The 24,535-nt window shown below is 61.0% G+C and carries 24 protein-coding genes; 17 read left to right on the top strand and 7 right to left on the bottom strand.

Going from position 1 to position 24,535, the window contains the following annotated elements; genetic code table 11:
- Nucleotides 1-25 precede the first annotated feature (25 nt).
- Complete coding sequence (locus C5J24_RS02590; protein WP_105415360.1) at nucleotides 26-946, top strand: DMT family transporter; 921 nt, start codon at nucleotides 26-28, stop codon at nucleotides 944-946.
- On the opposite strand, the gene C5J24_RS02585 is transcribed toward C5J24_RS02590, so the two are convergent.
- From C5J24_RS02585 to C5J24_RS02565, 5 genes are all read right to left on the bottom strand, one after another.
- Complete coding sequence (locus tag C5J24_RS02585; RefSeq protein WP_105415358.1) at nucleotides 943-1,686, bottom strand: ABC transporter permease; 744 nt, start codon at nucleotides 1,684-1,686, stop codon at nucleotides 943-945. The two genes, C5J24_RS02590 and C5J24_RS02585, sit on opposite strands and share 4 nt — an antisense overlap.
- Complete coding sequence (locus tag C5J24_RS02580) at nucleotides 1,683-2,621, bottom strand: ABC transporter ATP-binding protein (RefSeq protein ID WP_105415356.1); 939 nt, start codon at nucleotides 2,619-2,621, stop codon at nucleotides 1,683-1,685. The genes C5J24_RS02585 and C5J24_RS02580 overlap by 4 nt, the downstream gene beginning before the upstream one ends.
- The gene (locus C5J24_RS02575) at nucleotides 2,618-3,784 is read right to left on the bottom strand and encodes an ABC transporter permease (RefSeq protein WP_105415354.1); all 1,167 of its coding nucleotides are present in this window, start codon (nucleotides 3,782-3,784) and stop codon (nucleotides 2,618-2,620) included. Before C5J24_RS02575 ends, C5J24_RS02580 begins: the two co-directional genes overlap by 4 nt.
- 93 nt (nucleotides 3,785-3,877) lie before the next feature.
- Nucleotides 3,878-4,789: an ABC transporter substrate-binding protein gene (locus tag C5J24_RS02570; protein WP_105400619.1), complete on the bottom strand. Its 912-nt coding sequence runs from the start codon at nucleotides 4,787-4,789 to the stop codon at nucleotides 3,878-3,880.
- 187 nt (nucleotides 4,790-4,976) lie between these two features.
- Nucleotides 4,977-5,654, bottom strand: coding sequence for a GntR family transcriptional regulator (locus C5J24_RS02565; protein ID WP_105415352.1), 678 nt, complete (start codon nucleotides 5,652-5,654; stop codon nucleotides 4,977-4,979).
- A gap of 164 nt (nucleotides 5,655-5,818) precedes the next feature.
- On the opposite strand from C5J24_RS02565, the gene araD reads away from it, so the two are divergent.
- On the top strand, nucleotides 5,819-7,549 hold the full coding sequence (gene araD, locus C5J24_RS02560; RefSeq protein ID WP_105415350.1) for an L-arabinonate dehydratase: 1,731 nt from the start codon (nucleotides 5,819-5,821) through the stop codon (nucleotides 7,547-7,549).
- Between the two features lie 26 nt (nucleotides 7,550-7,575).
- On the top strand, nucleotides 7,576-8,301 hold the full coding sequence (locus tag C5J24_RS02555; RefSeq protein ID WP_105415348.1) for a ribonuclease activity regulator RraA: 726 nt from the start codon (nucleotides 7,576-7,578) through the stop codon (nucleotides 8,299-8,301).
- Between the two features lie 26 nt (nucleotides 8,302-8,327).
- On the opposite strand, the gene C5J24_RS02550 is transcribed toward C5J24_RS02555, so the two are convergent.
- Nucleotides 8,328-9,572: an ROK family transcriptional regulator gene (locus tag C5J24_RS02550; RefSeq protein ID WP_105415346.1), complete on the bottom strand. Its 1,245-nt coding sequence runs from the start codon at nucleotides 9,570-9,572 to the stop codon at nucleotides 8,328-8,330.
- Between the two features lie 316 nt (nucleotides 9,573-9,888).
- Between C5J24_RS02550 and C5J24_RS02545 the strand changes: the two genes are divergently transcribed.
- The 14 genes from C5J24_RS02545 to C5J24_RS02490 all read left to right on the top strand — a co-directional run bounded on the left by C5J24_RS02545 (nucleotide 9,889) and on the right by C5J24_RS02490 (nucleotide 23,731).
- Complete coding sequence (locus C5J24_RS02545; RefSeq protein WP_046603982.1) at nucleotides 9,889-10,914, top strand: sugar ABC transporter substrate-binding protein; 1,026 nt, start codon at nucleotides 9,889-9,891, stop codon at nucleotides 10,912-10,914.
- A gap of 139 nt (nucleotides 10,915-11,053) precedes the next feature.
- Entirely contained in the window at nucleotides 11,054-12,118 is a 1,065-nt protein-coding gene (locus C5J24_RS02540) for an ABC transporter permease (RefSeq protein ID WP_046668591.1), read from the top strand.
- Between the two features lie 2 nt (nucleotides 12,119-12,120).
- Nucleotides 12,121-12,900 carry an ATP-binding cassette domain-containing protein gene (locus tag C5J24_RS02535; protein ID WP_046633225.1) on the top strand — a complete coding sequence of 260 codons (780 nt, stop codon included), beginning with the start codon at nucleotides 12,121-12,123 and terminating at the stop codon, nucleotides 12,898-12,900.
- Nucleotides 12,901-13,607: 707 nt separating this feature from the next.
- Nucleotides 13,608-14,225: an HAD-IA family hydrolase gene (locus C5J24_RS02530; RefSeq protein ID WP_105415344.1), complete on the top strand. Its 618-nt coding sequence runs from the start codon at nucleotides 13,608-13,610 to the stop codon at nucleotides 14,223-14,225.
- Nucleotides 14,226-14,243: 18 nt separating this feature from the next.
- The gene (locus C5J24_RS02525) at nucleotides 14,244-15,314 is read left to right on the top strand and encodes an ABC transporter ATP-binding protein (protein WP_105415342.1); all 1,071 of its coding nucleotides are present in this window, start codon (nucleotides 14,244-14,246) and stop codon (nucleotides 15,312-15,314) included.
- Between the two features lie 43 nt (nucleotides 15,315-15,357).
- Nucleotides 15,358-16,596 carry an extracellular solute-binding protein gene (locus C5J24_RS02520; protein ID WP_105415340.1) on the top strand — a complete coding sequence of 413 codons (1,239 nt, stop codon included), beginning with the start codon at nucleotides 15,358-15,360 and terminating at the stop codon, nucleotides 16,594-16,596.
- A gap of 61 nt (nucleotides 16,597-16,657) precedes the next feature.
- Nucleotides 16,658-17,578, top strand: a complete 921-nt coding sequence (locus C5J24_RS02515) for a carbohydrate ABC transporter permease (RefSeq protein ID WP_105415338.1) — start codon at nucleotides 16,658-16,660, stop codon at nucleotides 17,576-17,578.
- Nucleotides 17,575-18,438 (top strand): carbohydrate ABC transporter permease, encoded by an 864-nt coding sequence (locus C5J24_RS02510; RefSeq protein ID WP_105415336.1) that lies wholly within the window; start codon nucleotides 17,575-17,577, stop codon nucleotides 18,436-18,438. Before C5J24_RS02515 ends, C5J24_RS02510 begins: the two co-directional genes overlap by 4 nt.
- 177 nt (nucleotides 18,439-18,615) lie before the next feature.
- Nucleotides 18,616-18,765 carry a hypothetical protein gene (locus tag C5J24_RS31720; protein ID WP_172723826.1) on the top strand — a complete coding sequence of 50 codons (150 nt, stop codon included), beginning with the start codon at nucleotides 18,616-18,618 and terminating at the stop codon, nucleotides 18,763-18,765.
- A 250-nt stretch (nucleotides 18,766-19,015) separates the two neighbouring features.
- Nucleotides 19,016-20,956: a BTAD domain-containing putative transcriptional regulator gene (locus C5J24_RS02505; RefSeq protein WP_105415334.1), complete on the top strand. Its 1,941-nt coding sequence runs from the start codon at nucleotides 19,016-19,018 to the stop codon at nucleotides 20,954-20,956.
- A 94-nt stretch (nucleotides 20,957-21,050) separates the two neighbouring features.
- Nucleotides 21,051-21,206: a hypothetical protein gene (locus C5J24_RS31715; RefSeq protein WP_172723825.1), complete on the top strand. Its 156-nt coding sequence runs from the start codon at nucleotides 21,051-21,053 to the stop codon at nucleotides 21,204-21,206.
- Nucleotides 21,207-21,477: 271 nt separating this feature from the next.
- Nucleotides 21,478-22,749 carry a YcaO-like family protein gene (locus tag C5J24_RS02500; RefSeq protein ID WP_172723824.1) on the top strand — a complete coding sequence of 424 codons (1,272 nt, stop codon included), beginning with the start codon at nucleotides 21,478-21,480 and terminating at the stop codon, nucleotides 22,747-22,749.
- Nucleotides 22,746-23,486, top strand: coding sequence for a TfuA-like protein (locus C5J24_RS02495; RefSeq protein WP_105415330.1), 741 nt, complete (start codon nucleotides 22,746-22,748; stop codon nucleotides 23,484-23,486). The genes C5J24_RS02500 and C5J24_RS02495 overlap by 4 nt, the downstream gene beginning before the upstream one ends.
- On the top strand, nucleotides 23,483-23,731 hold the full coding sequence (locus C5J24_RS02490; protein WP_046633207.1) for a hypothetical protein: 249 nt from the start codon (nucleotides 23,483-23,485) through the stop codon (nucleotides 23,729-23,731). Before C5J24_RS02495 ends, C5J24_RS02490 begins: the two co-directional genes overlap by 4 nt.
- Nucleotides 23,732-23,746: 15 nt before the next feature.
- On the opposite strand, the gene C5J24_RS02485 is transcribed toward C5J24_RS02490, so the two are convergent.
- Nucleotides 23,747-24,175 carry a helix-turn-helix domain-containing protein gene (locus tag C5J24_RS02485; RefSeq protein WP_105415328.1) on the bottom strand — a complete coding sequence of 143 codons (429 nt, stop codon included), beginning with the start codon at nucleotides 24,173-24,175 and terminating at the stop codon, nucleotides 23,747-23,749.
- Nucleotides 24,176-24,535: the final 360 nt, after the last annotated feature.

The raw sequence follows: 24,535 nt of genomic DNA, 5'->3' as shown, positions 1-24,535 counted from the left end.
AGAGTCGGGGGGACTCTAAAGCATCATGGACAAAAGAGCCTCTTCCGCTTTCGGCAGCAACGCCGTGCTGGCCGGCGTCCTGCTGTTTCTGCTCGGCGCCTTCATGTTTTCGCTCAACGACGCCATGGGCAAATGGCTGGTCGCCAGCTTCTCGGTCGGCCAGATCCTGGTGATCCGCTCGTTCGGCGCCTTCTTCATCCTTGGTCCGATGATCGCCCGCCAGCCGGTATCGGCCCTGTACAAAGTCGAGCGGATGCCGCTCCAAGTGCTGCGCGTGCTGTTCGCCACCGGAGATCTGGCCCTCTTCTACGCCGCCGTCGCCTATCTGCCACTCGCCGACGTGATGACCTTCTACATGGCAGGGCCGATCTATGTGGCGGCCCTTTCGCATTTCCTGCTCGGCGAGCGGATCGGCTGGCGACGCTGGCTTGCCGTCCTCATTGGGTTCGTCGGGGTGGTGATTGCGCTGCGGCCTTCTTCCGAAATGCTGGCATGGCCCTCTGTCTTTGGCCTTATTGGCAGCCTGTCCTTCGCGCTCACCCTCGTCCTGAACCGCTGGCTGCGCGCCACGACCGATGCGACGCTCGTCACCTGGCAGACGATTGCGGGCCTGATCGCCGGGATATTTCTCAGCATCGGCCACTGGAGCCCGTTCAATACCGGCGAGTTGCTGGCGCTGTTGCTGCTCGGCGTGGTCGCCTGCATCGCCCATCTCCTGATCACCCGCTCATTGAAACTCGCCCCGGCCTCGGTACTGGCGCCGCTCCAATATACGCTGCTGGTCTGGGCGGTCATTCTCGGCTGGTTGTTCTTCGGTGACCTGCCGGATGCGCAGACCTGGATCGGCGCCGGCATCATCGTCATCGCCGGCCTGTTCATCTTCCATCGCGGCAACCTGAAACAGGATGTCGAACCGGTCGTGCCGACCGATTCCAGCCACGGCTAGGCCGCACCCGTCCGGCGGGCGATCATGGCCTCGATCGCCGAGAGCCCATCATAGATCAGCACGGCCAGCGCGCCGACGATCAGTCCGCCCTGCAGCACGAAGGCGAGGTTGTTGGATTGCAGTCCGGCGATGATCACTTCGCCGAGAGTCTTTGCCGCAACCGTCGAACCGATCGTCGCCGTGGCGAGACTGATCACCACCGAAAGCCGGATGCCGGCGACGACCACCGGCAAGGACAGCGGCAACTCGACCTGAATGAGCCGCTGGAGAGGTGTCATGCCGGAACCACGCGCCGCCTCCATCACCGATCGCGGCAGATTGGTGAGCGCGGTCAGCGTGTTTTCAAAGATTGGCAGAAGCCCGTAGAGAAACAGCGCGATCAGCGTCGGCTTTTCGCCGAAACCGACAGCCGGCACGGCAAGCGCCAGAACCGCGACAGGCGGAAACGTCTGGCCGATGTTGACGAGGCTGCGGGACAGCGCCAGGAACTCCGCCCCGAACGGCCGGGTAACGAGGATCGCCAGCAGCACGGCGATGATCGTCGCCGCCAATGTCGCGATCAAGACCGTCCGCAGATGCAGTAGCGTCAGGCTGAGCAGGCTACCCTGATTGTAGATCGCCGGCGCGTTCGGCTGCACGAGGGGTTTTAACAGCGGCTCGAAACTGCCCGGTGATACCAGGAAGGTGATCAGCACGAAAAGCAGAAGGCTGCGCAGGATGGTCGGCACCCAAGCCCTCATCGCGGCCTCGCGGCGCGCCTGAGGATCGCATCGAGCGTCACCCGCCCCATCGGAGCGCCGCTCCTGGAGATGACCGGAAGCGCATCCCGGCCGCTCCAGATGAGATCGGCAAGCGCTTCCTGCTGGCTCCTGTCCTCCCTGATCGGCTCGCCCTCCGCCTCGCCCGGCTCTGCCGCAGCGCCGGTCTTTGCGATCGAAAGCAGCCGGAACGGCCGTTCCGCATCGCCGATCAGCGTCTCGACGAAGGGTGTGGCCGGTGCACGGACGAGTTCGGCCGGCGGCCCGTATTGCACCACCCTGCCCTTGTCCATCACGGCAATCTTATCAGCGAGATGGAAAGCCTCGTTCATGTCATGGGTGACGAGCACGATCGTCGTGCCGAAATGTTTCTGGATCGCCAGCAGATCTTCCTGTGCCTTGGACCGGATGATCGGATCGAGCGCCCCGAAGGGCTCGTCCATCAACAGCACGTTCGGTTCGGCGGCTAGCGCCCGCGCCACCCCGACGCGCTGCTGCTGGCCGCCGGAGAGTTCGTGCGGATAACGCGGCCCGAACGTCTTCGGCTCGAGCTGGAAGAGCGTCAGCAATTCCTCGACCTTGGCCTCGGTGCGGGCCTTCGTCCAGCCGAGCAGGCCGGGCACCGTCGCAATGTTCTGCGCCACCGTCCGGTGCGGGAAAAGCCCATGGCCCTGGATTGCGTAGCCGATCCGGCGCCGCAACTCGTAGCCCGGGATGGACCGGTTGTCCTCCCCGTCGAGCCGGATGGCTCCTTCGGTCGCCTCCACCAGCCGGTTGATCATCCGGACCAGTGTCGTCTTGCCGGAGCCGGATGTGCCGACGACGACCGTGACGGTGCGCGGCTCGATCACCATCGAGACATTGTCGACGACGGTGCTGCCGTCATAGCGCTTGGTGATGGCGTCGATCTCGATCATGCGGATCTGGCTCCGTTGGGAACGCGGGAGTTCATTTCGATCAGCGCGTCGAGGACGACGGCCGAAGCAAAGGCGAGCGCCACCGTCGGCACGGCACCGAGTAGCACCAGGTCCATCGCTGTCTGGCCGATGCCCTGGAAGACGAAGACGCCGAAACCGCCGCCGCCGATCAGCGCAGCAATTGTCGCCATGCCGATATTCTGGACGAGCACGATGCGGATCGCGGTCAGGATCACCGGCAGCGCCAACGGGAACTCGATCTTGAACAGCCGCTGCCGGCCGGTCATGCCGATGCCACGGGCAGCGTCGTTTGCCGCGCGCGGCACGCCCGCAAGCCCGACGACGGTGTTGGCGACGACAGGCAGCAGCGAATAGAGAAACAGCGCGACAAAGGCAGGCGCTCCCCCGATGCCGCGGATGCCGATCGCCGCAGCCCCCGGCACATTGGCGGCGATCCAGCCGAGCGGCGCGATCAACAGGCCGAAAAGCGCGATCGAGGGGATGGTCTGGACGAGGTTCAGCGTGTTGAGCACGCCGTCCCTCAGCGGTGCCACCCGATGACAGAGGATGCCGAGCGGCAGCCCGACCAGGACTGCGGCAAACAGCGAGCCAAGCGCCAATTCGACATGCTTGCCCGCTTCGACCCAGAAGACATCGGCGCGGCCGGAATATTCCTTCATGATCGACAGCCCGTTCCAGCTTCCCGACATCAGCAGCCCGCCGATCGCAGCCGCTGCCAGGACCAGAAACAGGACCCGCATCCCCGGCGGAGGATCAAGTCGCGTGATCGCATCGGCAGCCAGAAGCGCAAAGGCGAACAGAAGGATCCAGAAGCCCGAGGCGGGGGAGACGCGGGCATAGGTATTGCCGGCCGGCGTCAGGAATGTCGCGGCGTAACCGATCGAAAGCGTCAGCGCCGCAAGTGCTGCGACGGCGGCGACCAGCTTTATCCAGGGTGACGTGCGAAAAAGTGCTGCTGCGGTCGCAAGAACTAGCACGCCGATCAGGCCCCAGCCCGCCCAAGCCGGCAGCGACTGAAGCATCGCCTCCGCCTGGCCCTGTACGATCCGATTGGGCTTGAGCGTCGCAAACGACGCCCAGAGCGAGCCGTAAGCGGCTAGAAGGGCGATGACGATGCCGAGCTTATCGAACTGAACTCTCAAACCGTCCCTGCCTATAAGCAACCTGCGACCGATGAAAAAGCCGGACGCTGGAGCGCCCGGCCCATGTTGACACGAAACCGGTCCGAAAAGGAATTACTTCAGGAAGCCGTTCTTCTTGAGAAAATCCTCGGCAACCGCCTTAGCCGGTTCGCCACCCACCTGCACGCGACCATTGAGGTCCTGCAGCGTGACGAGATCGAGCTTGGCGAAGACAGGCTTCAGCACCGCCTCGATGTTCGGGTTCTTCTTGAGCACCTCTTCGCGGATGATCGGGGTCGGCTGGTAGACCGGCTGGACGCCCTTGTCGTCTTCGAGAACAACGAGCCCGGAAGGCGCGATTCCGCCGTCAGTACCGTAAACCATGGCGGCATTGGCATTGTTGGTCTTATTGGCGGCGGCACCGATAGTTGCAGCCGTATCGCCGCCCGAGAGCGTGATCAGCTGGTCGGGCTTCAGCTTGAAGCCGTAGGTGGTCTGGAATGCCGGCAAGGCTGCGGCCGAATTGACGAATTCGGAGGAGGCCGCCAGCACGATCTTGCCGCCGCCGGTCACATATTTGCCGAAGTCGGTCAGCGTCTTCAGCTTGTTGGCGTCGGCAACATCCTTGCGCACCGCGATCGCCCAGGTGTTGTTGGCCGAAGACGGCGCCAGCCAGACGATCTTGTTGGCGTCGTAATCGAGCTTCTTGACCGCCTCATAGGCCTTTTGCGGGTTCTTCCAGGCCGGATCGTCGCCCTTCTCGAAGAAGAAGGCGCCATTGCCGGTATATTCCGGATAGATGTCGATCTCGCCAGCGGTGATCGCCTTGCGCACGACCGGCGTCGCACCCAGTTGGATGCGGTCGGTGGCCTGGATGTTGTTCGCCTTCAGCATGGCAAGGATGATATTGCCCAGCACGCCGCCTTCCGTATCGATCTTGGACGAGACGACGACCTGGGCATTCGCCATGGTGGCCGAAACGCCAAGCGCGAAAGCAATGCCTAAAAGCTTCTTTTTCAAAGACATGACGGAATTTCCCTCCGGATCGCCAGTCACCACCTCGTTTGACTTGGCCTGGAACACATAAAAGCCAACCTTATGTAGGGCGACTTATGGAATGTGCGAGCTCTGGAAGGGCGCGCCGGGCAATATTTTGTGCGGTGCATTTTTACACGCCGATCGACCTAGCTCATAAGATTGGCCGCCGCTGACTTCACGCTTGAGACACGCGGATCAGATGTTTCTCGCCCGAGCGAATGACGTGATCTCGCATCAGGCGCTCGGCGAGATCGGGATCGCGGTCGGCGATCGCATTGGCAATGGCCTCATGCTCCTCCACCGCCAGAAAGCGCTCCCGCTCCTCCGACAGCACGCTCAGACGGGCGGTATGGGTGTAGATGCTCTGGCCGCCCTGCAGGCGACGCAGATAGCCGCAGCCGGATGCTTCATGGATGACGTTGTGGAAGCGCTCGTTGAGGGCGATGAGCTGCAGCACGTCCACCGTCTTGAGGCCGGCCCGCATCTCGACGATGAGCTCGCGCATCAGGGCCACGTCCTCATCCTTCACCCGCTTGGCGGCCTGGCGAGCAATCATGCTCTCGAGTGCTGCACGCGCCAGCATCATCTCTTCCGCTTGGCCGGCATTGAAGGTGACATAAATCCCGCGGCGAGGCTCCGACCGTACCAGCCCTTCGGCCTCAAGCACGCGCAAAGCCTCCTTCAGCGGTGTCGTGCTTATGCCGAGTTGGCCGGCCAGATGGCGCTCGTTCAGCTTCTCGCCGCTCTTCAGCCGCCCGGAAAGTATGGCATCGCGTACCAGCCCGTAAACGTGGTCGCGCAGGCTTTTCAGAAAAACCGGCGCCACTGGCAGAAGCGCGTTGTCGCTTCCCATCCGCGTCCTCCACCTTAATTCCTTTCGCCGATCTAGCAGCTGAAATTTGATATATCAATTTAAAACGAGCGTGTTTAAGTTGGCGTCGGGCGGGAGGAGCTCCGTCCCTGGGATCGCAACAGAATCGATCCCGGAACGATGGCAGGATTTCTGGAAGAGCAAGCATGACTAAGGAAGCAGCCGATCTCCGTAGCGCCCGTTGGTTCGCGCCGGATGATCTCCGTTCGTCGGGACACCGCTCCCGCATGATGCAGATGGGTTATGACGAGAAGGATTGGGGCAAGAAGCCGATCATCGCCATCCTCAATACCTGGTCCGACCTCAACGCCTGCCACGCCCATTTCAGGGATCGCGTCGAACACGTGAAGCGCGGCGTGCTACAGGCGGGCGGCTTCCCGGTCGAACTGCCGGTCCAGTCGCTGTCCGAAAGCGCGCTGAAGCCGACATCGATGCTCTATCGCAACTTCCTCGCCATGGAGGCCGAGGAACTTTTGCGCGCCCATCCAGTCGACGGGGCAGTGCTGATGGGCGGCTGCGACAAGACCACGCCAGCGCTGGTCATGGGCGCCATCAGCGCCGGTTTCCCGATGATCTTCCTGCCCGCCGGCCCGATGCTGCGCGGCAACTACAAGGGCGAATGGCTGGGCTCCGGCTCGGATGCCTGGAAATACTGGGATGAACGCCGCGCCGGCACGATTTCCGAAGAACAATGGACCGGCGTCGAAGAGGGCATTGCCCGCTCCTACGGCCATTGCATGACCTTCGGCACCGCAAGCACCATGACCGCCATCGCCGAAACGCTCGGCCTTACCCTCCCCGGTGCCAGTTCCATTCCTGCGGCCGACGTCAACCACATAAGGATGAGCACCCGCTGCGGCCGCAGGATCGTCGAAATGGTCTGGGACGAGTTGACGCCTGACAAGATCATCACGGCGGATGCAGTCCACAATGCGACGACGGTCGCCATGGCGACAGGCTGTTCCACCAACGCGGTCGTGCATCTGCTGTCGATGGCCCGCCGCGCCGGTGTGCCGCTGACGCTGGACGACCTCGACAAGGCGGGACGCACGACGCCTGTTGTCGCCAACATCCGTCCATCCGGCGACAAATATCTGATGGAAGACTTCTATTACGCCGGAGGCCTGCGCGCCCTGATGTCGGAGATCAAGGATCTCCTGAAACTCGACGCCATGACCGTCAGCGGTTTCCCGCTCGGCGAGACGCTGAAAGGTGCCGAAGTCTACAACAGCGACGTCATCCGCCCCTTGTCGAATCCCATCTATCATGAAGGTTCGCTGGCGGTCCTCAAGGGCAACCTCGCGCCGGACGGCTGCGTCATGAAGCCTTCCGCCTGCGAACCGCGGCTGCGGGTCCACGAAGGCCCCGCCCTCGTCTTCGACAGTTATCCGGAAATGAAGGCGATGATCGACCGCGAGGACCTCGACGTCACCGCCGATCACGTGCTGATTCTGCGCAACGCCGGACCCAAAGGCGGTCCCGGCATGCCGGAATGGGGCATGCTGCCGATCCCGAAGAAGATCCTGAAACAGGGTTTTCGCGACATGCTGCGCATTTCCGATGCCCGCATGTCCGGCACGAGCTACGGCGCCTGTATCCTGCACGTGGCGCCTGAAGCCCATATCGGCGGTCCGCTATCGCTGGTGCGCACCGGTGACATCATCCGCGTCGACCTGCCGAACCGCTCGATCGATATGCTGGTGGACGAAGCCACGCTCGCCAGGCGCCGCGCCGAATGGGTGGCGCCTGCCGACAAATACGGACGCGGCTACGGCTGGATGTTTACCAAGCACATCAAGCAGGCCAACGAAGGCTGCGACTTCGACTTCCTCGAACGGGAATTCGGCGCCACCGCCGGCGAGCCCGAGATCTTCTGACCCGACATTTCTTTGAGTGGAACCCCATGACCGATTACATTCTTTCCGACGCCACACGCCAGAAATACGAGGGCGTCAGCTGCGCGACGATCTGCACCGCGCTCTTCAAGCGCGGCCTGCGCAACCAGTTCATCCAGGATGTCCGGCCGCTTTCCCAGAAACCTAAGAACATGGTCGGCCAGGCCTTCACGCTGCGCTACATCCCGGCACGCGAAGACCTGAACCCGCTCTCGGCGTTTCAGAACCCGGAGCATCCGCAGCGCGCCGCCGTCGAGCGGTGCCCACCCGGCCATGTCATGGTCATGGACAGCCGCAAGGATCCCCGCGCGGCCTCCGCCGGCTCTATCCTCGTATCGCGCCTGATGATGCGCGGTGTCGCCGGCGTCGTCACCGACGGCGGTTTTCGCGATAGCCCCGAGATCGCCGAACTCGGCATCCGTGCCTACCACAACCGCCCCTCCGCCCCGACCAACCTCACCCTGCACCAGGCACTCGACATCAACGTGCCCATCGGCTGCGGCGACGTCGCGGTCTGGCCGGGCGACGTGGTGGTCGGCGACAACGAGGGAGTGGTCATCATCCCGGCGCAGATCGCCGACGAAATTGCCGATGAGGTGATCGAAATGACTGCGTTTGAGGATTTCGTGACCGAGGAAGTCCTGAACGGCCGCTCGATCATCGGCCTCTACCCGGCGACGAAGGAAGAGAGCAAAGCCGACTTCGCCCGCTGGCGTCAGGCCAAGGGCCGCTGAGGCGACGACTGGCCGATATCCAACCGCTATGAACCTGCCGCCGTTTCGCGCAGGTCCTTGAAAAGCACGTTCTGGTCGGAGAGGTACTTGGCAAAGATCGGCAGGCTGGCCCCGCCGATCGCCCGCGCCTGAGAGCCGACCATTCCCTCGATGATATCGGGGATGATGACGCCCTGAAGGTCGAGCCGCGTCACGGCTTCGATAGTCGAGGCGACAATCCGTTGCCTGACCCAGGCCGGAAAACCGCCGTCGATCACGGCCGCGCCGAAATCGATGATCGAGGCTGCCGCGACGATCGCCTGGGCAAGCGCATCCGCGGTTTGCCGAATCCACAGATCGAGCGGCTCTCCGAAATCGATCCAGTCGTCGGCGGAATACCAGAGCGGCTGCGGATCGACGTTCCGCTCCTTCAGGAGATTCTCGAGAACGAAGATCGAGGCAATGTCGAGCAACTGGCGTGTCTCGCCATCACCGCTTCGCACGGGAAGTGGCCCGACAGCGCCCGCGGTCCCGGTCCGTCCGGAGAAGATCGCCGAATTCAGAACGATCCCGCCGCCGATGAACGATCCGATGAAGAAATACACGAAATCCGGATAGGAGGGGCCAACGCCGAACACCAGTTCAGCACCGCAGGCGCTTGTCGCGTCGTTCTGCAGGTAGACCGCGTGCTGGACCTTGGCTGCGATTTCCGCCTGTAGATCGAACCCGCGCCAGACCTCCATCGCTCCTTGCGGCGCACCCACCTCCTCGGCCCAGTTCCAGAGCTCGAATGGCGCGGCGATGCCGATCCCGGCGATGCGGCCGCGCTGCACCTCGGTCAGCTGGCCTTCGAGCCGCGCAATGCCGGACGTGATGATCTCGATGATCTTTCCGGGTAGCGGATAGGCGTAGGATTCGTGATATTGCAGCCGGATGCGCCCGACAAAATCCATCAGGACCAGGTCGGCGCTACGCCGGCCGATCTTCACGCCGAACGAATAGACCGCATCTGGATTGAGGCGCATCGGCACCGAAGGCTGCCCAACCCGGCCACGCACCGGTTCACCGCGCAACAGAAGGCCGTCCTTTTCGAGCGCCCGCATGATGACCGAAACGGTCTGGGCCGAAAGCCCGCTGCGCCGGGTGATGTCCGCCTTCGACATGGAGCCGTTTAGCCGCACCAGCGAAAGCACGAGCCTCTCGTTATAAGCCCTCACCCGCACCTGATTTGAACCGCCGGTGAAATTGCCCAGCAGCGCATGGCCTTGCGCCACGCTATCTGAAACTGACATGGCTCTTCCTCCCAGAAGCGTGGAATCGACGGAAGCACCTCATTCGGGAATGAAGGGTATCCCTCTGATATCCCGAGTTAAACCCCAAGGCACACCGCACACAGATCGCCAGATTCTGAACCTCCACTTCGGCAAACTATGGCATGAGAAATAAATAATTCAATCGGAATTAATTATTGACAGGCTATTTCAACTCGTTCTTAATTAGGGTGTAAGGGCACAGGACGGCTTGGAGGAGACGCCTGTCGAACTCGGTGGCACCGGTGTCCGAACGTTGGTCCGCATGGCGGACAAGTCTTAACTCTGGGAGGAGACCATGAAGAAATCCGTATTGTCCGCCGCATTCGGCGCCCTTGTCTTGGGCGTTGCGTTTTCCGCTCCCGCGGAGGCCGCAGGCGTATCCGCCTGCCTGATCACCAAGACCGACACCAACCCCTTCTTCGTCAAGATGAAGGAAGGTGCAACGGCCAAGGCCAAGGAACTCGGCGTGACGCTGAAATCCTATGCGGGCAAGATCGACGGTGACAGCGAAAGCCAGGTTGCAGCCATCGAAAGCTGCGTCGCCGACGGCGCCAAGGGCATTCTGATCACCGCATCCGACACCAAGGGCATCGTGCCGACCGTCAAGAAGGCCCGCGACGCCGGCGTTCTGGTCATCGCGCTCGACACCCCGCTCGATCCGATCAGTGCCGCCGACGCCACGTTCGCGACCGACAACCTTCTCGCCGGCAAGCTGATCGGCCAGTGGGCAAAGGAAACCATGGGCGACAAGGCCAAGGATGCCAAGGTCGGCTTCCTTGACCTGACCCCGGATCAGCCGACGGTCGACGTGCTGCGCGACCAGGGCTTCATGATCGGCTTTGGCATCGATCCCAAGAACCCGGACAAGATCGGTGACGAAACCGACAAGCGCATCGTCGGCCACGACGTGACCAACGGCAACGAGGAAGGCGGCCGCAAGGCCATGGAAAACCTTCTCCAGAAGAATTCCGGCATCAACGTCATCCACACGATCAACGAGCCCTCCGCCGTCGGCGCCTACCAGGCCCTGAAGGCCGTCGGCATGGAAAAGAACGTGTTGATCGTCTCGGTGGACGGCGGTTGCCCGGGCGTCAAGTCGGTCAAGGAAGGCGTGATCGGCGCCACCTCGCAGCAATATCCGCTGCTGATGGCATCGCTCGGCATCGAGGCGATCAAGAAGTTCGCCGACACCAAGGAAAAGCCGAAGCCGACCGAAGGCAAGTCCTTCTTCGACACCGGCGTTGCGCTCGTCACCGACAAGCCGGTCCCCGGCGTCAAGTCGATCGACGTCAAGGAAGGTACGGCCAAGTGCTGGGGTTGATCCTCACCATTTAGCCCATCCCGGCCGGGGCGAAATCCCCGGCCATTTTCGACCAGTGATACGCCGCTGGGAAGCAACCGGCGAAGACCGGTCATACTCAACGGACGGTTCCTGCGCATCGGCGCGCGGAGGAGGAAACATGAGCGAAACCCAGGAATTCGAGCGTGTTCTCGACGGCAGCGACAAGAGCGTTGCCTCGTTCGAGAGCCAGGACGTCTCTCTCTTAAAACGCGCGCAGCATTTTCTGCACTCGACACCCGCTGCCGTGCCGCTGATCGTGCTGATCCTGTCCATCATCATCTTCGGCGTCGCCATCGGCGGGCGGTTCTTCTCGTCCTACACGCTGACGCTGATCCTCCAGCAGATCGCGGTGGTCGGCATTCTCGGCGCTGCCCAGACGCTGATCATCCTCACCGCCGGCATCGATCTCTCGATCGGGGTGGTGATGGTGATATCGGCCGTCATCATGGGCAATTTCGCCGTGACCTATGGCATGCCCACCGGCATCGCGATCCTCGTCGGCCTGATCACCGGCGGCGCCTGCGGCTTTTTCAACGGGTTCCTCGTCGCGGTCATGCGGTTGCCGCCGTTCATCGTGACGCTCGGCTCCTGGAACATCATCATGGCGACGAATTTCATCTATTCCGCCAACGAGACGATCCGCGACACCGACGTGGACGAAAAGGCCCCGCTCCTCCATCTCTTCGCGCTCAATTTCAGGATCGGCAGCGCCATCCTGACGCTTGGCGTCATCGCCATGGTCCTGCTCGTGGCGGTGCTCTGGTACATCCTCAACCATACGGCCTGGGGAAGGCATGTCTACGCCGTCGGTGACGACCCGGAAGCTGCAAAACTCTCCGGCATCCAGACCCGCAAGGTTCTGCTCAGCGTCTACACGATCGCGGGGGTCATCGCCGCCTTCGCCGCCTGGGTGTCGATCGGCCGCAACGGCTCGATCTCGCCTTCCTCGGCAGTGACCGACTTCAACCTCCAAGCGATCACCGCGACGGTGATCGGCGGCATCTCGCTCTTCGGCGGCCGCGGTTCCATCCTCGGCACGCTGTTCGGCGCCATGCTCGTCGGCGTCATGTCGATGGGGCTCAACATGCTCGGCGCCGATCCCCAATGGAAAGTCATGCTGACCGGCTGGCTCATCATCGCCGCCGTCGCAATCGATCAGTGGATCAGAAAGGTCTCGGTGTAATCATGAGCGTCGAACCCATTCTCACAGCCCGCGGCCTGGTCAAGCGTTACGGACGCGTCACTGCTCTCGACAACGCCGACTTCGATCTCTACCCCGGCGAGATCCTCGCCGTCATCGGCGACAACGGCGCCGGCAAGTCCTCGCTGATCAAGGCGATCTCCGGCGCGGTACGGCCCGACGAGGGCGAGATCACGCTCGAAGGCCGGCCGGTGCATTTCAAGTCACCGCTGGAAGCCCGCGACGCCGGCATCGAAACCGTCTACCAGAACCTCGCGCTCTCCCCCGCCCTCTCGATCGCCGACAACATGTTTCTCGGTCGCGAAATCCGCAAGCGGGGCGTGCTCGGACAGTGGTTCCGCATGCTCGACCGGCCGACGATGGAAAAGCAGGCGCGAGACAAGCTCACAGAACTCGGGCTGATGACGATCCAGAACATCAACCAGGCCGTCGAGACCCTTTCGGGCGGCCAGCGCCAGGGCGTCGCCGTGGCACGTGCCGCAGCGTTCGGCTCCAAGGTTATCATTCTCGACGAACCAACCGCCGCACTCGGCGTCAAGGAAAGCCGGAAGGTTCTGGAGCTCATCCTCGACGTGCGCTCGCGCGGCATCCCGATCGTGCTCATTTCGCACAACATGCCGCATGTGTTCGAGGTGGCCGACCGAATTCATATTCATCGGCTTGGACGACGGCTGACCGTGATCGATCCGAAGGAATACACGATGTCCGACGCGGTCGCCTTCATGACCGGCGCCAAGGCCCCCGCCCAGCCCGTCGCGGCGTAACGGTCGCCCTGATCAAGCTCCTGTCGGAGCCGTCCTCCGATCGCCTGTTCCAAGAGATACAGGCGATCGGGTAACTCACGATAATAATCCCGTCGCCCTCTCCCACCGCGGCCCGCTCGCGGGAGAGGACGGCGGCATTGTGCTGCGGACCTTGAGGAGCAGCCGTTCCCCCGGCCGGCTAGACTGCACTGGTCCGGGCACGGCTATAGGCATTCTCAACCACGACATCTGCCACGAACACCAGGCGACCTTCCTGCCGGTAATATCCGCGCAGCGCGCGTCCTCAACACAATCAACCTCCTGCCATTCTTGAATGCATCGAAGGATGACGCCGATCACTCGGACGATATCGGTCTTCCCGCCGATCGTTCGATCGGCGGTACTTGTGACCAAAATGGTTACGATAGAAAATTCCTATCAGGAAAAACATAAAGAATTTTATATTCCATTCCGCTGCGCGACATTGCTGCCGCCGGATAACCGGCCCACCCGCAAATCAGGCGTATTTCTAAGGCCTTATCGCCTGTAACTCATTACATCCCGCACCAATCCCCATAGTAGATCCGCCATCGAAATGAAGCGAAGGCGGCACCAGCCTGTTGAAAACATTCGATACGAATAAAAAATTCCATACTTAATTGACAGGACGGAATTATCTAATAGGTTGTTAACACTTAAGGGGTGGGGAGTGGTGCTGGAACCGGCTCATGAAGAAACGCGAAAAACTCTTCATTTTTGATATTGGCGGAGTATTCGTGAAGCTCGATCCGGCTTCCCGCGACCGCGCGGTATCGAAACCCGGCGGTGCAGGCCCGTCCATGCGGTACGGCGACGTTCCGGAAGCGATCTTCCGCGATTTCCGCCTTGGGCGGTCCACGGAAGTCGACTACGTGCAGGCGCTGACCAGGGTATTCGATGTGCCGCACGAAAGAATCTACGAAGCCGAGCATGCCTATGTTGCCGAAGGTTTTCATGAGTTCATCGCGTTTGTTCGCAGGCTCCGGGAAAACCATCGCGTCGTTTGCCTCAGCAACAATCAGGCGATCCATTGGCGCCATATCAGCGAGAACCTTCTGGGCGCCGGTTATTTCGATCGCGAATACCTTTCCCATGAAATGGGCCTTGAGAAACCGGACCCCGTGATTTTCCAGGCAGTATCGCAGGCGGAGGGATGTTCGGAAAAGGACGTCTTCTTCATCGACGACATCGAGGAAAATGTTCTGTCGGCTCGCGAAGTCGGATGGCAGCATTGCATCGTCCATCGCGATTCGGTTGAAACGGCTAAATTGCTCGCGGCGCTTGCCGTCGAGCAGACTTTGAATTGACGAGTACGGAGTTTCGGCATGGCTCGAATGACCCTCAGCGGCATCAAGAAAAGCTTCAAATCCGTCGACGTGCTGCACGGGATCGACCTCGAGATTTCCGACAGGGAGTTCGTCGTTTTCGTCGGCCCGTCGGGATGCGGAAAATCCACGCTGCTGCGATTGATCGCCGGCCTCGACACGATTAGCTCGGGTGAGTTTCACGTCGACGACCGTCGGATGAACGATGTCGCCCCGTCGCGCCGCGGCATCGCTATGGTCTTCCAGTCCTATGCGCTCTATCCGCATATGGATGTCTACGAGAACATGGCCTTTGGCGCACGGCTGATGGGCCTCGAAAAGGGCGAGGTCGAAAAGCGCATCGACGAAGCCTCCAAGATGCTGCGGCTGGACCCGCTGTTAAAGCGCAAGCCGCGAGAGCTCTCCGGCGGCCAGCGCCAGCGCGTCGCGATCGGCCGCGCGCTGGTCAGGAAGCCTAAAGTCCTGCTCCTCGACGAGCCGCTTTCCAACTTGGATGCGGCGCTTCGCTCCGACGTGCGCCTGGAAATCGCAAGGCTTCACCGGGAAATCGGCGGCACCACCATCTACGTTACCCATGACCAGGTCGAAGCCATGACGCTTGCCGACCGGATCGTCGTCATGAACAATGGCAACGTGGAGCAGTTCGGCAGCCCCCGAGAACTCTACGAGAGGCCGGCGAACACATTCGTCGCAACCTTTATCGGCTCGCCACGCATGTCGCTTCTCGATGTCGAGCGAAACGGCAACCATCTGGCGCTTGCCGGATCAGGCGCGGTCAGCGCCTCCCGCCTCCCTCATTCCGACGAACGGGATCTGGTCATCGGGGTCCGGCCGGATGCGATGACGATCTCCACGGACGAGAGCACCGAGGGCTTCAAGGGCAGCGTCGTCTACACGGAATATCTGGGCGAGAACACGTATGTATATGTGCGCCTCGGCGACGGTACGCTGGTCGGCATCCGGTCCTCGGCCTCGGTCGACCTGCCTCCGGACACGCCGGTCGTCATCACGGTCGCTTCCGAGCAAATCCACTATTTCAGCCGCGCAACGAGGGAGAGGTTGGCGGCCTGAGAGCACTTTTCGTCTCCTATAAATACCAAGAGGATGGAACCAGATGAAAAAGCTAGTTAGCAGCACGATAATAGCGCTCGGAGCCCTGGCGACGGCTTTGCCGGCAATGGCGCAGGAATTGACCTTCTGGAGCTGGCGCCAGGAAGATAAGGCCCAGTACCAGAAATTTATCTCCGCTTTCGAGACGAAGAACCCGGGCATCACCGTCAAGTTCGAGACGTTCGAAGCGACGAACTACAACACCATCCTGTCGACCGCCCTTGCCGGCGGTTCGGGACCGGATCTGATGTTTGCCCGTGCCTATGGCGGCCTGGAAAACGTCGCGAACGCCGGCTATCTGCTGCCGCTCGACAAGACCAACGTTCCCGCGCTTGAGAAATTCGCACCGGCCGCCGTCGCCGCTGAAACCGCCCGCTCGAGCAAGATCACCTACGCGGTGCCCTTCGCCAGCCAGACGATGCTGGTCATCTATAACAAGGACATCTTCGACAAGAACGGTCTGAAGGAGCCGGAAACCTTTGACGAACTCGTCAAGGCTTCCGAAAAGCTGAAGGCGGCCGGCATTATGCCGTTCGGCAACGGCACGGCGACGGCCTGGCAGAACGAGGTCATGGTCGGCGGCATCGCCTCCACCGTGATGGGCCGGGGCTTCTATGATGATCTGATGGCCGGCAAAGCCGATTTCACAGACAAGCGTTACATCGAGGCGCTCACCAAGCTCAAGGAAATCACCAAATATTTCCCTGACGGCTTTATCGGTCTCGACTACGCTTCATCGCAGCAGCTCTTCGCATCCGGCATGGCCGGCATGTTCGTCGGTGGTTCCTACGAGCTTTCGAACTTCAAGAAGCAGAACCCCGCGATCAAAATGGGCATCTTTGCGATGCCGGGCCTGAAGGCCGGTGACGAAAAGCTGGTCGCCCAATATTTCGATGGTGGTTATGCGGTCAACGCCAAGACCACCAAGAAGGAAGCGGCGCTGAAGTTCGTCAACTTCCTCGCCAGCCAGGAATTCGGCCAGATGTTCGCCGACGACCTGAACAATATCTCAGCTGTGCCGGGCGTAAACTTCAAGGAACCGCTGCTGGGTGAAGTCGCCGAACTCAACAAGCACTCCATCCCCTACATCATGCTGGTGCATTTCCGGTACGGTGAACCGTCCGGTTCCGTCCTGCTGCAGGGCGAAATCCAGAAGCTGTTCGGCGGCAGGGCAACCCCGGAAGAGGTCGGCAAGAACCTGACGACCGGCCTCGCCGCCTGGTACGCACCGTTCAAGAAATAATCGAAAGGGGAGCGGCCGGACAGCGGCCGTTCCCCATATTTTCCAACCAAAGAGAATTGTGATGCCCGGATCGCCTCTCGTGGCGCGACGTCTATGGATCACGGCGCTGATCGTGCCGCCGCTCGCCTTCGTCGCCCTGTTCGTCGTCTATCCCATCATCTCCGCATTTGCTTATGCCTTCTTCCAATGGCACGGGTTGGCGCGGGGCGAGTTCGTCGGCTTCGCAAATTTCTACAGGGTCCTGTTCACCCAGCCCTATGCGGACTGGACGTTGAATGCATTCACGCACAACGTGCTGGTTTTCTTCGCGCTGATGGTGTTGCAGAACGGCGTCGGTTTCGTGCTCGCCTACTGCCTGTGGCGCGAACTCCCGGGCGCCGCCTTCCATCGGATCGCAGTTTTCCTTCCGGTCGTACTGTCGACCATCATCGTCGGCTTCCTCTGGAAACTCTTTCTGCACCCGCTTTTCGGGGTCGTGAACATCTCGCTGCGCGGCACTGGCCTCGGTGGACTTGCCCAGCCCTGGCTCGGCCAGGGTGCGACGGCGCTCTGGGCACTGATCATCGCCAATGCCTGGCACATGGTCGGCTTCCCGACCCTAGTTTTCCTCGCCGGGATGCAGCGAATCCCGAGCGAAATCCTGGATGCAGTGCGCATGGAGACCGAAAGCGAATGGGTGAAGATCCGCAAGGTCGTCTGGCCGCTGGTGGCGCCCAGCGCAACCGTCGTCTTCACGCTGCTTTTCGTCGGCTCGTTCAACTGGTTCGAACTGCCTTATATCATGGTCGGTGTCGACGGCTCGCCACATAAGGCGACGGACGTCCTCGGCCTCTATTTCTATCGCACCGCCTTCGGTGACCAATCCGGCTCGGGCCAGGATTTCGGCGCCGGCAGCGCGCTTGCCGTACTGATCTTCGTCTTCATCGCCCTTGTCGCCGGCGTCATCACCTTCAAGCTGCGGGCCAGGGAAATTCAGTTATGAGCACCGCTTCGCAAAGCTATTACGATCGGCGCGGCATGCTCGCCACGCTCGGCAAGGATGGGCTGATCCAGATCATCCTGATCCTGAACACGGTGGTGATGCTCGCTCCCATCGTCATCATGCTGTTTGCCGCGTTCAAGACGAATGCGCAGATCTTCCAGTCGCCGTTCTCAATCCCGGATTTTTCCAACTTCGCCAACATCACCAAGATCTGGAGCCAGACCAACTTCCTGCGCTATCTCCTGAATTCGGTGATCGTCACCGGTGCGTCGATGGTCGTAATCCTGACGCTCGGGACGATGGCGGCCTATGCCGTCGGTCGCTACAAGTTCCGGGGCTCGAGCTTCGTGCTGATGTTCTTCCTGGCCGGGCTGACGCTTCCCCTGAAGCTCGCGATCATCCCGCTCTTCATCCTGATGCGCGATCTCGGCATCCTCAACACCCAGCTGTCGCTGATCGTCATCTATGTGGCGATGGGCCTGCCGACCACCGTCTTTATCATGACCGGCTTCATCGCCACGCTCCCGAACGAACTCGAGGACGCGGCCCGCATGGACGGTGCCAGCGAACCCCGGATCATGTGGTCTATCATGCTGCCGCTGGTCAGGCCCGCCATGGTGATCGCCGGCATCCAGAACGTCGTGCCGATCTGGAACGATTTCTTCTTCCCGCTGATCTTCATCCAGAAGGACAACCTGAAGACCCTGCCGCAGGGCCTGACGACCTTCATGGGCGAATACACGACCGACTGGGGCGTGCTGTTTGCGGGACTTCTGCTCTCCTCAGCTCCGATCATCATCGTCTACATCATCCTGTCGCGCCAGTTCATCAACGGCATGACGGCGGGCGCGGTGAAGTAGGCCGGAAAGGAGACCGCGCCGGAATGGCCTGTGAACGAGGGGATTGCCGAGAGTATGGTAAGTTGATGCGGATCGACGTGCTGTTATGCCCGTCTCGGACGCTGATCGCACCCGCAACACCACAAAACAATCGCAACCCCATAGCGGTTCAAGACGTTCAGCGGTAAAAGCAGATCCATGAACGACAACATCATCAAATTCCGACGGCCGGAACCGCCGCCGCGAGAGCCGAACCCGCTGCTGCGCAAGTTGGCGGTCGTTGCAGCCGTGATCGTGTGCCTTGTTCTTGCCTGGGCGTATTTCCAATTCCTTGGAAACCCGACGTAATACCGGTTTCCTGGCTGAACCGGCGCCTGCATCCTGGACACCCTGTTTGCGGTATTGCTTTCGGCGCGCCACCTTCAACCGGAAGAGGGAAAACAGGAACGCGATTCGACCATGGCGATAAAAGCCGCTTTGACGAAGCTCGCGATAGCTGTATCCTACTGGTCCAACAGTCTCAAGAAATGCATGTACATATAGTTCCCTTAACGATACACATTTCTGACAACAACTCGTAGTTCCGAACAACAACATAATGCTCGAAAATACGACGCTCAAAATCCGGTTGCTCGGTCGCCCCTCGCTTGAGTTGGACGGCGCGAGCATCGCGTTGCCGGAAAAAGCGTATTTTCTCTTTGCCGTCGTTGCGATGGCACCCAGATTGACGGTCGACCGCGAAACGATACGGCGGCTTCTCTGGCCTTCCCACGACGCGGAGAAGCGTGCAAACAGCCTGCGTCAGCTTTTGGCACGCATCGCCAAGGCTCTCGGTCCTGATGCCCCGGCCATTCTTGTCACCGACGAAGAAGTGCTGAGGCTTGATTGCGATCGGTCCAACATCGATCTCCTCGCCTTGATGGAGCCCAGGCCCCTAAGGGAAGAGGACTGGGACCTTGTTAGAGCCGAACTGCTCGAAGCCGTGGAGGCTCCGACCGGCGGCGCGGAAGACTGGTTGTTGGACGCACGGCGCAAGGTCGGTGACTGGCGATCGAGCCACATCGAAAGCCTGCTGGCGATATCGTCCCATCAGCAGTCCCCGTCATTGCCCCTGCTTGCCAACCGCCTGATCGAACTGGATGCCTCCCATGAGGGCGCCGCGCGAGCGTTGATGAAGTATCATGTCGGCCATGGTGACTTCGCCGCCGCACGCCAGGCCTATAGCCGATGCCGGGACCAGCTCAGGGCCGATTACGGTACGCCCCCCACACCCGAGACGGTTGGACTTGCCCACGAGCTTGGCATCCTCAGCCGGCCCGGCTCGGACCGCACGCCCGAACCGGAGGAACGCCCAAAGGGTGTCATGCCGGCACAGCCGCGCGTGGTGATCCTTCCGCCCGAGACGATCGTCCAGGATGCGCTGGTCCAGCGCCTCGGCAGGGCTCTTTTGGAAGACGTCACGATCGGCCTCAGCCACCAGCGTGTCTTCAAGATCATCGCCGCCCATACGAGCTTTGAACTGCTCAATCGATCCGCCAATCCAAATCAGGGCCAATCGGTCCTCAGTGATCTTCAGTTCGACTATTCCGTGTTCGTGACGATCCAGGGCGAAGGCGACGAGATTTTTGCGACCTGCAGGCTGACGAGGGTCGGCACCGGCGAGGTGCTCTGGGCCATCAACCTGCCGCTCGACGTCCAGCAGATGAGAGCGTCTTTCAGCCAGCTGGCGCGGCGTATTTCGATGTCGCTGACCGATGTCATCGAACGGCATGAAATCGCCAGGTCGCTCGATGACGTCGATCCCTCCGCCTACCGCCTCTATCTCGAAGGAAAGCGCTATCTGTCCGGCACGGACCTGCAGCATCTGCGCCAGGCGCGCAAATGGTTCAAATCGGCGGTCAAGCGGTGTGACAGTTTTTCGCCGGCGCATGCCGGAATTTCACGGTCGCTCGGCATGGAATGGCTGGTTCGCGGCATGAAGGACAATGAACTGCTGGATGTGGCCAATCAATCCGCGCGCGCATCCCGCGATCTCGATCCAGGCAGCGGCCGCGCCTTCCGCGAGCTGGGCTTCATCTCGCTTTATCGTCGGCGTTTCGATGAAAGCCTGGATCTTTTTCAGGAGGCTCAGAACCTCAATCCGAGCGATGCTGACGTATTGGTCGATTATTCGGACGCGCTGTCGCATGCGGGCGACCTGGACAAGGCTCTCGATCTCGGGCTCGCGGCCTTCAAGCTGAACCCACTACCGCCGGATCATTACTACTGGATCCTCGGCTCCACCTATTACGTGCGCCAGGAATATTCGAAAGCGATCGATACTATCGACCCGGTCCGCACCAAGCACGCCACCGCGCGGTTGCTTGCCGCCAGTCACGCGATGGCTGGCGACATGCCCGCCGCGCGTAAATATGCCGCGATCGTCAGGGAAAATTTTCCGGACTTCCGCAGCGAGGACATCCGTTACTTCGTGCCGGACCGCAACCCGGCCCATGCCGAGCTTCTCATTCATGGCCTCCGGCTCGCCGGGCTGCCGTAAACAGGCGTGAAAATGCCTGTCACGCTGGAATAACACCCGATGTGGTCCTTTCTCGATGCACGCAGCACACGCTGCCTATTAGCGGAGAGAAAGCATGGAAACGAAGTTCAAGAACTCCAAGCCGGTTGAAACCACTGCCTCTGCCCCGACGCTGCGGTTTTCCGCCGCTGCCGAAGCCGTACTTGGCGGCCGGACCGAAATTGCGCCGAACGCGCTCTCTCAGGTCACGCATGCCATGAGATATCAGTAATGAGCCTGGAAGCCCAAGGGGCCGACGGCTGCCTTGGGCTTGACCACCAGCCGGCAAGCAAAAGATCGTTCAAGTAGCCACACAAGCCCCCTAAACAAGCCTGTCACGCCCAAGTCACGGTGCCTTTGGTTTCTTCTGCACTAGAGACCCTTGGAGAGGACGATTCGACGGCATGAGTTCGGCACCGCAACCGCTTTTGCAGACCTGGCAGTCGCCCGCCCAATCTCGTTCGAGGTCAGGGTCCTTCGAAATTCGGCCGCCGGAAATGATGATGCAGATCCAGTCATCGACGCAGACGATCCAGACATTCGCAGCCTCCCTGACGCAGCGGGAGCAGGGTTTCAGCACGTATCATGACCGGCGCGTTTCGCCGGCGGAAACCTTCGACGCGATCAGCCCGTTTTTCCGGGATCTCGGCATCACCCGGGTCGGCTTCCTGACCGGCCTCGACCGGGTCGGCATTCCCGTCGCCTTTGCGACGCGGCCGAACAGCCACACTCTTTCCGTCTTCCAGGGCAAAGGCGTCGATGCCGATGCGGCGCGCACCTCGGCCGCCATGGAGGCCTTGGAGACGCGGGTCGCGGAAATCGAACCGGCATCGCTCACCTGGGCGACCGTCAACGACGTTGCGGGCTCCGCAAGCGGGATGATCGATCTTCATTCGACCGCACGATGCGTGCCCTCCGAAATCGGCGATGGCCAGATACCCTGGGTCACCGGTCTCGACATCCTCTCCGGCAATCAGGTCATGGTGCCCTGGTGGCTTGCCGGGATGGACCACCGGGGCGAGCGGCCGGCCGGGTTCGAGCAGTCCAGCGATGGCCTTGCTTCCGGAAACACCCATGCCGAGGCGCTCCTGCACGGGCTGTGCGAACTCGTCGAGCGAGACGCCTGGACCCTTGTCCAGCTCAAATCCGAACAGGAATTGAATGCCTGCCTCGTCGATCCGGCCAGCGTCGAGGATGCCGTGCTCGACCTCATGGTCAGCCGCCTTCGCCATGCGGGCATACAGCTCCTCCTCCTCGACATGACGACGGATCTCCAGGTTCCGGCATTCCTGGCCGTGCTGATCCCGGATGCCACGGCCAAGCGGTCAGACCCGCGCTGGAGCCAGATTTGCGGCGGCTGCGGCTGCCATCCCGATCCGGTACGCGCAATGCTGCGTGCCATCACCGAGGCCGCGCAGAGCCGCCTGACTGCGATTGCCGGCAGCCGCGACGACTTTTCGCCACGGATCTATCAGCATATGCGGGGGGACAACGCTCTCAGCCGACTGGTCGCCCTGTCGTCGCTGGACAGGCGCCCGGTCCAGTATCGCGAGCTTGATGCAACCCGCCACTCCATCAACGGCACGATCGATCACATACTCGCCCGCCTCAGGCTGGCGGGCATCAGGCAGGTCGTTGCGGTTCCCATGCAGGATGCCGGGCTCCCCGTTTCGGTCGTGCGCGTCGTCGTTCCCGGCTTGGAAGTTGAACTTTCAGGCCAATATTTGCAGCTCGGTATCCGCGCTGCGAACGCCATAAGGAGGTCACGGCATTGAAAGTCGTTTTTGTCGGACCAAGCCTCGGGTCTTCGACCCGCCAGATGAAGCAACGATTTCCCTCCCTGACCTTCCGCGGGCCTGCGGCGCGCGGCGACATTCTGAAGGCGGTCGAGGACGGCGCCAAGGCGATCGCGCTGATCGACGGCTATTTCGGCGAGTCCGCCTCCGTATGGCACAAGGAGATTCTTTATGCGCTGAGCTGCGATGTCTCCGTCGGCGGCGGCGCGAGCATGGGAGCATTGCGCGCTGCCGAATGCGAGGCATTCGGAATGGTCGGCATCGGCAGGGTATATTCCGATTATGCCGCCGGCCGGTTGATCGATGACGAAGCCGTCGCACTGATCCACGGCCCCGAGGAGCTCGGCTGGATGCCTCTCTCGGTGCCGCGTGTCGACTACGAGGCGACGATCCGCAAGCTTGGGCGGATGGGGCTCATCTCGGCCGCCGAGCGGGAGAGATTTTTCCTCGCCGCCAATTTCATGCACTACACCGAGCGGACCTATCAGGCCATTCTAGAACGATGCGATTTCAGCGATCCCCAGCGTAGTGCAGTGATCCTTCACGATATCAAACGCCACCAGGTGGAATTGAAGCGTGAGGATGCGAGAGCCGTCCTCGTCTGGCTAAACGGCATCAGCAGTACCAACAAACACTCCAAATGGACGTTCGCACAGACCGCCCATTGGGAAAAACTGCGCGACGAGGTCGACTCGGCGCAAGGATCCATGAAATGATTGATCTCGCAAATGACGTCGCCAGCGACGAATACGCCCGCCTGTTCCGCATGCTTTCTGCGGTCAACAAGGAAGCGGAATCCCTTCAGCTCTCCACGGTCGTCCACCTGACGAACATGGCACTCCTTCAACTCTCGCTCGATTGGGAGGGCGTCAGTCCCGAAAACGAGCGGAGCGTGAAACTGAATGCGATATTCCGCCACAAGACCAAGCTGGCCCTCGACGACGATGGTCCCAGGCCTTAAACCGTCAGGGACGGATCACTGGGCCGGTTGTCTTTCGATCTCGGCGAAAAGCGCTTCCGCCTCGAATTCCTTTGCGGCAACCGCCTGAACCAGTTCCAGGATGCGTTTGCGCAGAACCGGCTTCGTAATGCTCATGAATGCCGTGCTCATCAGCAGCGCTTCATGCGTGAAATCGAATTGCGGGTCTTCGAGCTGATTGTCGTTCGACGGCTCGACTGTCGGGATGCGGTCGAAGAACGCCACCATCTCGACCTTCAGCGCAGTTGCGATCTCCACCAGCTTGCCAACTGCGATCCGGTTGATGCCGTTTTCATATTTCTGAAGCTGCTGAGACGTGATGCCCACGTGGTGGGCGAGTTGCGGCTGGGTAAGCTTTTTCTCTCGCCTGTAGAGGCGGATCCGCTTTCCAACCTCTCTGTCGGCGGCATTCGGTGCTTTGCTCACTGCAGGACCATCTCTCCGGCGCTAGGATACATAGGTGTTATTTGTATCCTATCATCGATAGGTTGCCGAGTACCTTTCAAGAATTTTCTATCTTGAGTGGATAATTAAGTAAACGTCCGCCAGGAATCAGGCCTTCGCGAAGTCTTCGGCCCTATATCAAGGCTTCGGCTCGGGCGATATGCTTGACGATTGCCAATTCCATGGAATCGCCGCGAATCTGGCGTTGCCTTTTCGGCAACCAAATATGCGAATTATTGTTCTTTATTAGAACGCGACATTGCGCCATCCTCTCCTCAATCCGGCAGCTGAGACCGGCGAAGTCAAGCGAAAATGTATCAGGCCAAAAGGCCAACAGGGGAA

The sequence above is a fragment of the Neorhizobium sp. T25_27 genome, assembly GCF_002968565.1.
Classification (GTDB): domain Bacteria; phylum Pseudomonadota; class Alphaproteobacteria; order Rhizobiales; family Rhizobiaceae; genus Neorhizobium; species Neorhizobium tomejilense.
Note: the sequence above shows the minus strand (reverse complement) of the source record. Positions and strands in the feature narration are given on the sequence as shown.

What these genes read in the sequence shown, in the direction of transcription:
- C5J24_RS02515 (WP_105415338.1), top strand. Translation starts at nt 16,658, where the DNA reads ATGCCCGGATCGCCTCTCGTGGCGCGACGTCTATGGATCACGGCGCTG.
- C5J24_RS02555 (WP_105415348.1), top strand. Translation starts at nt 7,576, where the DNA reads ATGACCGATTACATTCTTTCCGACGCCACACGCCAGAAATACGAGGGC.
- C5J24_RS31720 (WP_172723826.1), top strand. Translation starts at nt 18,616, where the DNA reads ATGAACGACAACATCATCAAATTCCGACGGCCGGAACCGCCGCCGCGA.
- C5J24_RS02545 (WP_046603982.1), top strand. Translation starts at nt 9,889, where the DNA reads ATGAAGAAATCCGTATTGTCCGCCGCATTCGGCGCCCTTGTCTTGGGC.
- C5J24_RS02580 (WP_105415356.1), bottom strand. Translation starts at nt 2,621, where the DNA reads ATGATCGAGATCGACGCCATCACCAAGCGCTATGACGGCAGCACCGTC.
- araD (WP_105415350.1), top strand. Translation starts at nt 5,819, where the DNA reads ATGACTAAGGAAGCAGCCGATCTCCGTAGCGCCCGTTGGTTCGCGCCG.
- C5J24_RS02590 (WP_105415360.1), top strand. Translation starts at nt 26, where the DNA reads ATGGACAAAAGAGCCTCTTCCGCTTTCGGCAGCAACGCCGTGCTGGCC.
- C5J24_RS02505 (WP_105415334.1), top strand. Translation starts at nt 19,016, where the DNA reads ATGCTCGAAAATACGACGCTCAAAATCCGGTTGCTCGGTCGCCCCTCG.
- C5J24_RS02525 (WP_105415342.1), top strand. Translation starts at nt 14,244, where the DNA reads ATGGCTCGAATGACCCTCAGCGGCATCAAGAAAAGCTTCAAATCCGTC.
- C5J24_RS31715 (WP_172723825.1), top strand. Translation starts at nt 21,051, where the DNA reads ATGGAAACGAAGTTCAAGAACTCCAAGCCGGTTGAAACCACTGCCTCT.
- C5J24_RS02530 (WP_105415344.1), top strand. Translation starts at nt 13,608, where the DNA reads ATGAAGAAACGCGAAAAACTCTTCATTTTTGATATTGGCGGAGTATTC.
- C5J24_RS02510 (WP_105415336.1), top strand. Translation starts at nt 17,575, where the DNA reads ATGAGCACCGCTTCGCAAAGCTATTACGATCGGCGCGGCATGCTCGCC.
- C5J24_RS02585 (WP_105415358.1), bottom strand. Translation starts at nt 1,686, where the DNA reads ATGAGGGCTTGGGTGCCGACCATCCTGCGCAGCCTTCTGCTTTTCGTG.
- C5J24_RS02570 (WP_105400619.1), bottom strand. Translation starts at nt 4,789, where the DNA reads ATGTCTTTGAAAAAGAAGCTTTTAGGCATTGCTTTCGCGCTTGGCGTT.
- C5J24_RS02520 (WP_105415340.1), top strand. Translation starts at nt 15,358, where the DNA reads ATGAAAAAGCTAGTTAGCAGCACGATAATAGCGCTCGGAGCCCTGGCG.
- C5J24_RS02535 (WP_046633225.1), top strand. Translation starts at nt 12,121, where the DNA reads ATGAGCGTCGAACCCATTCTCACAGCCCGCGGCCTGGTCAAGCGTTAC.
- C5J24_RS02565 (WP_105415352.1), bottom strand. Translation starts at nt 5,654, where the DNA reads ATGGGAAGCGACAACGCGCTTCTGCCAGTGGCGCCGGTTTTTCTGAAA.
- C5J24_RS02540 (WP_046668591.1), top strand. Translation starts at nt 11,054, where the DNA reads ATGAGCGAAACCCAGGAATTCGAGCGTGTTCTCGACGGCAGCGACAAG.
- C5J24_RS02490 (WP_046633207.1), top strand. Translation starts at nt 23,483, where the DNA reads ATGATTGATCTCGCAAATGACGTCGCCAGCGACGAATACGCCCGCCTG.
- C5J24_RS02550 (WP_105415346.1), bottom strand. Translation starts at nt 9,572, where the DNA reads ATGTCAGTTTCAGATAGCGTGGCGCAAGGCCATGCGCTGCTGGGCAAT.
- C5J24_RS02500 (WP_172723824.1), top strand. Translation starts at nt 21,478, where the DNA reads ATGCAGATCCAGTCATCGACGCAGACGATCCAGACATTCGCAGCCTCC.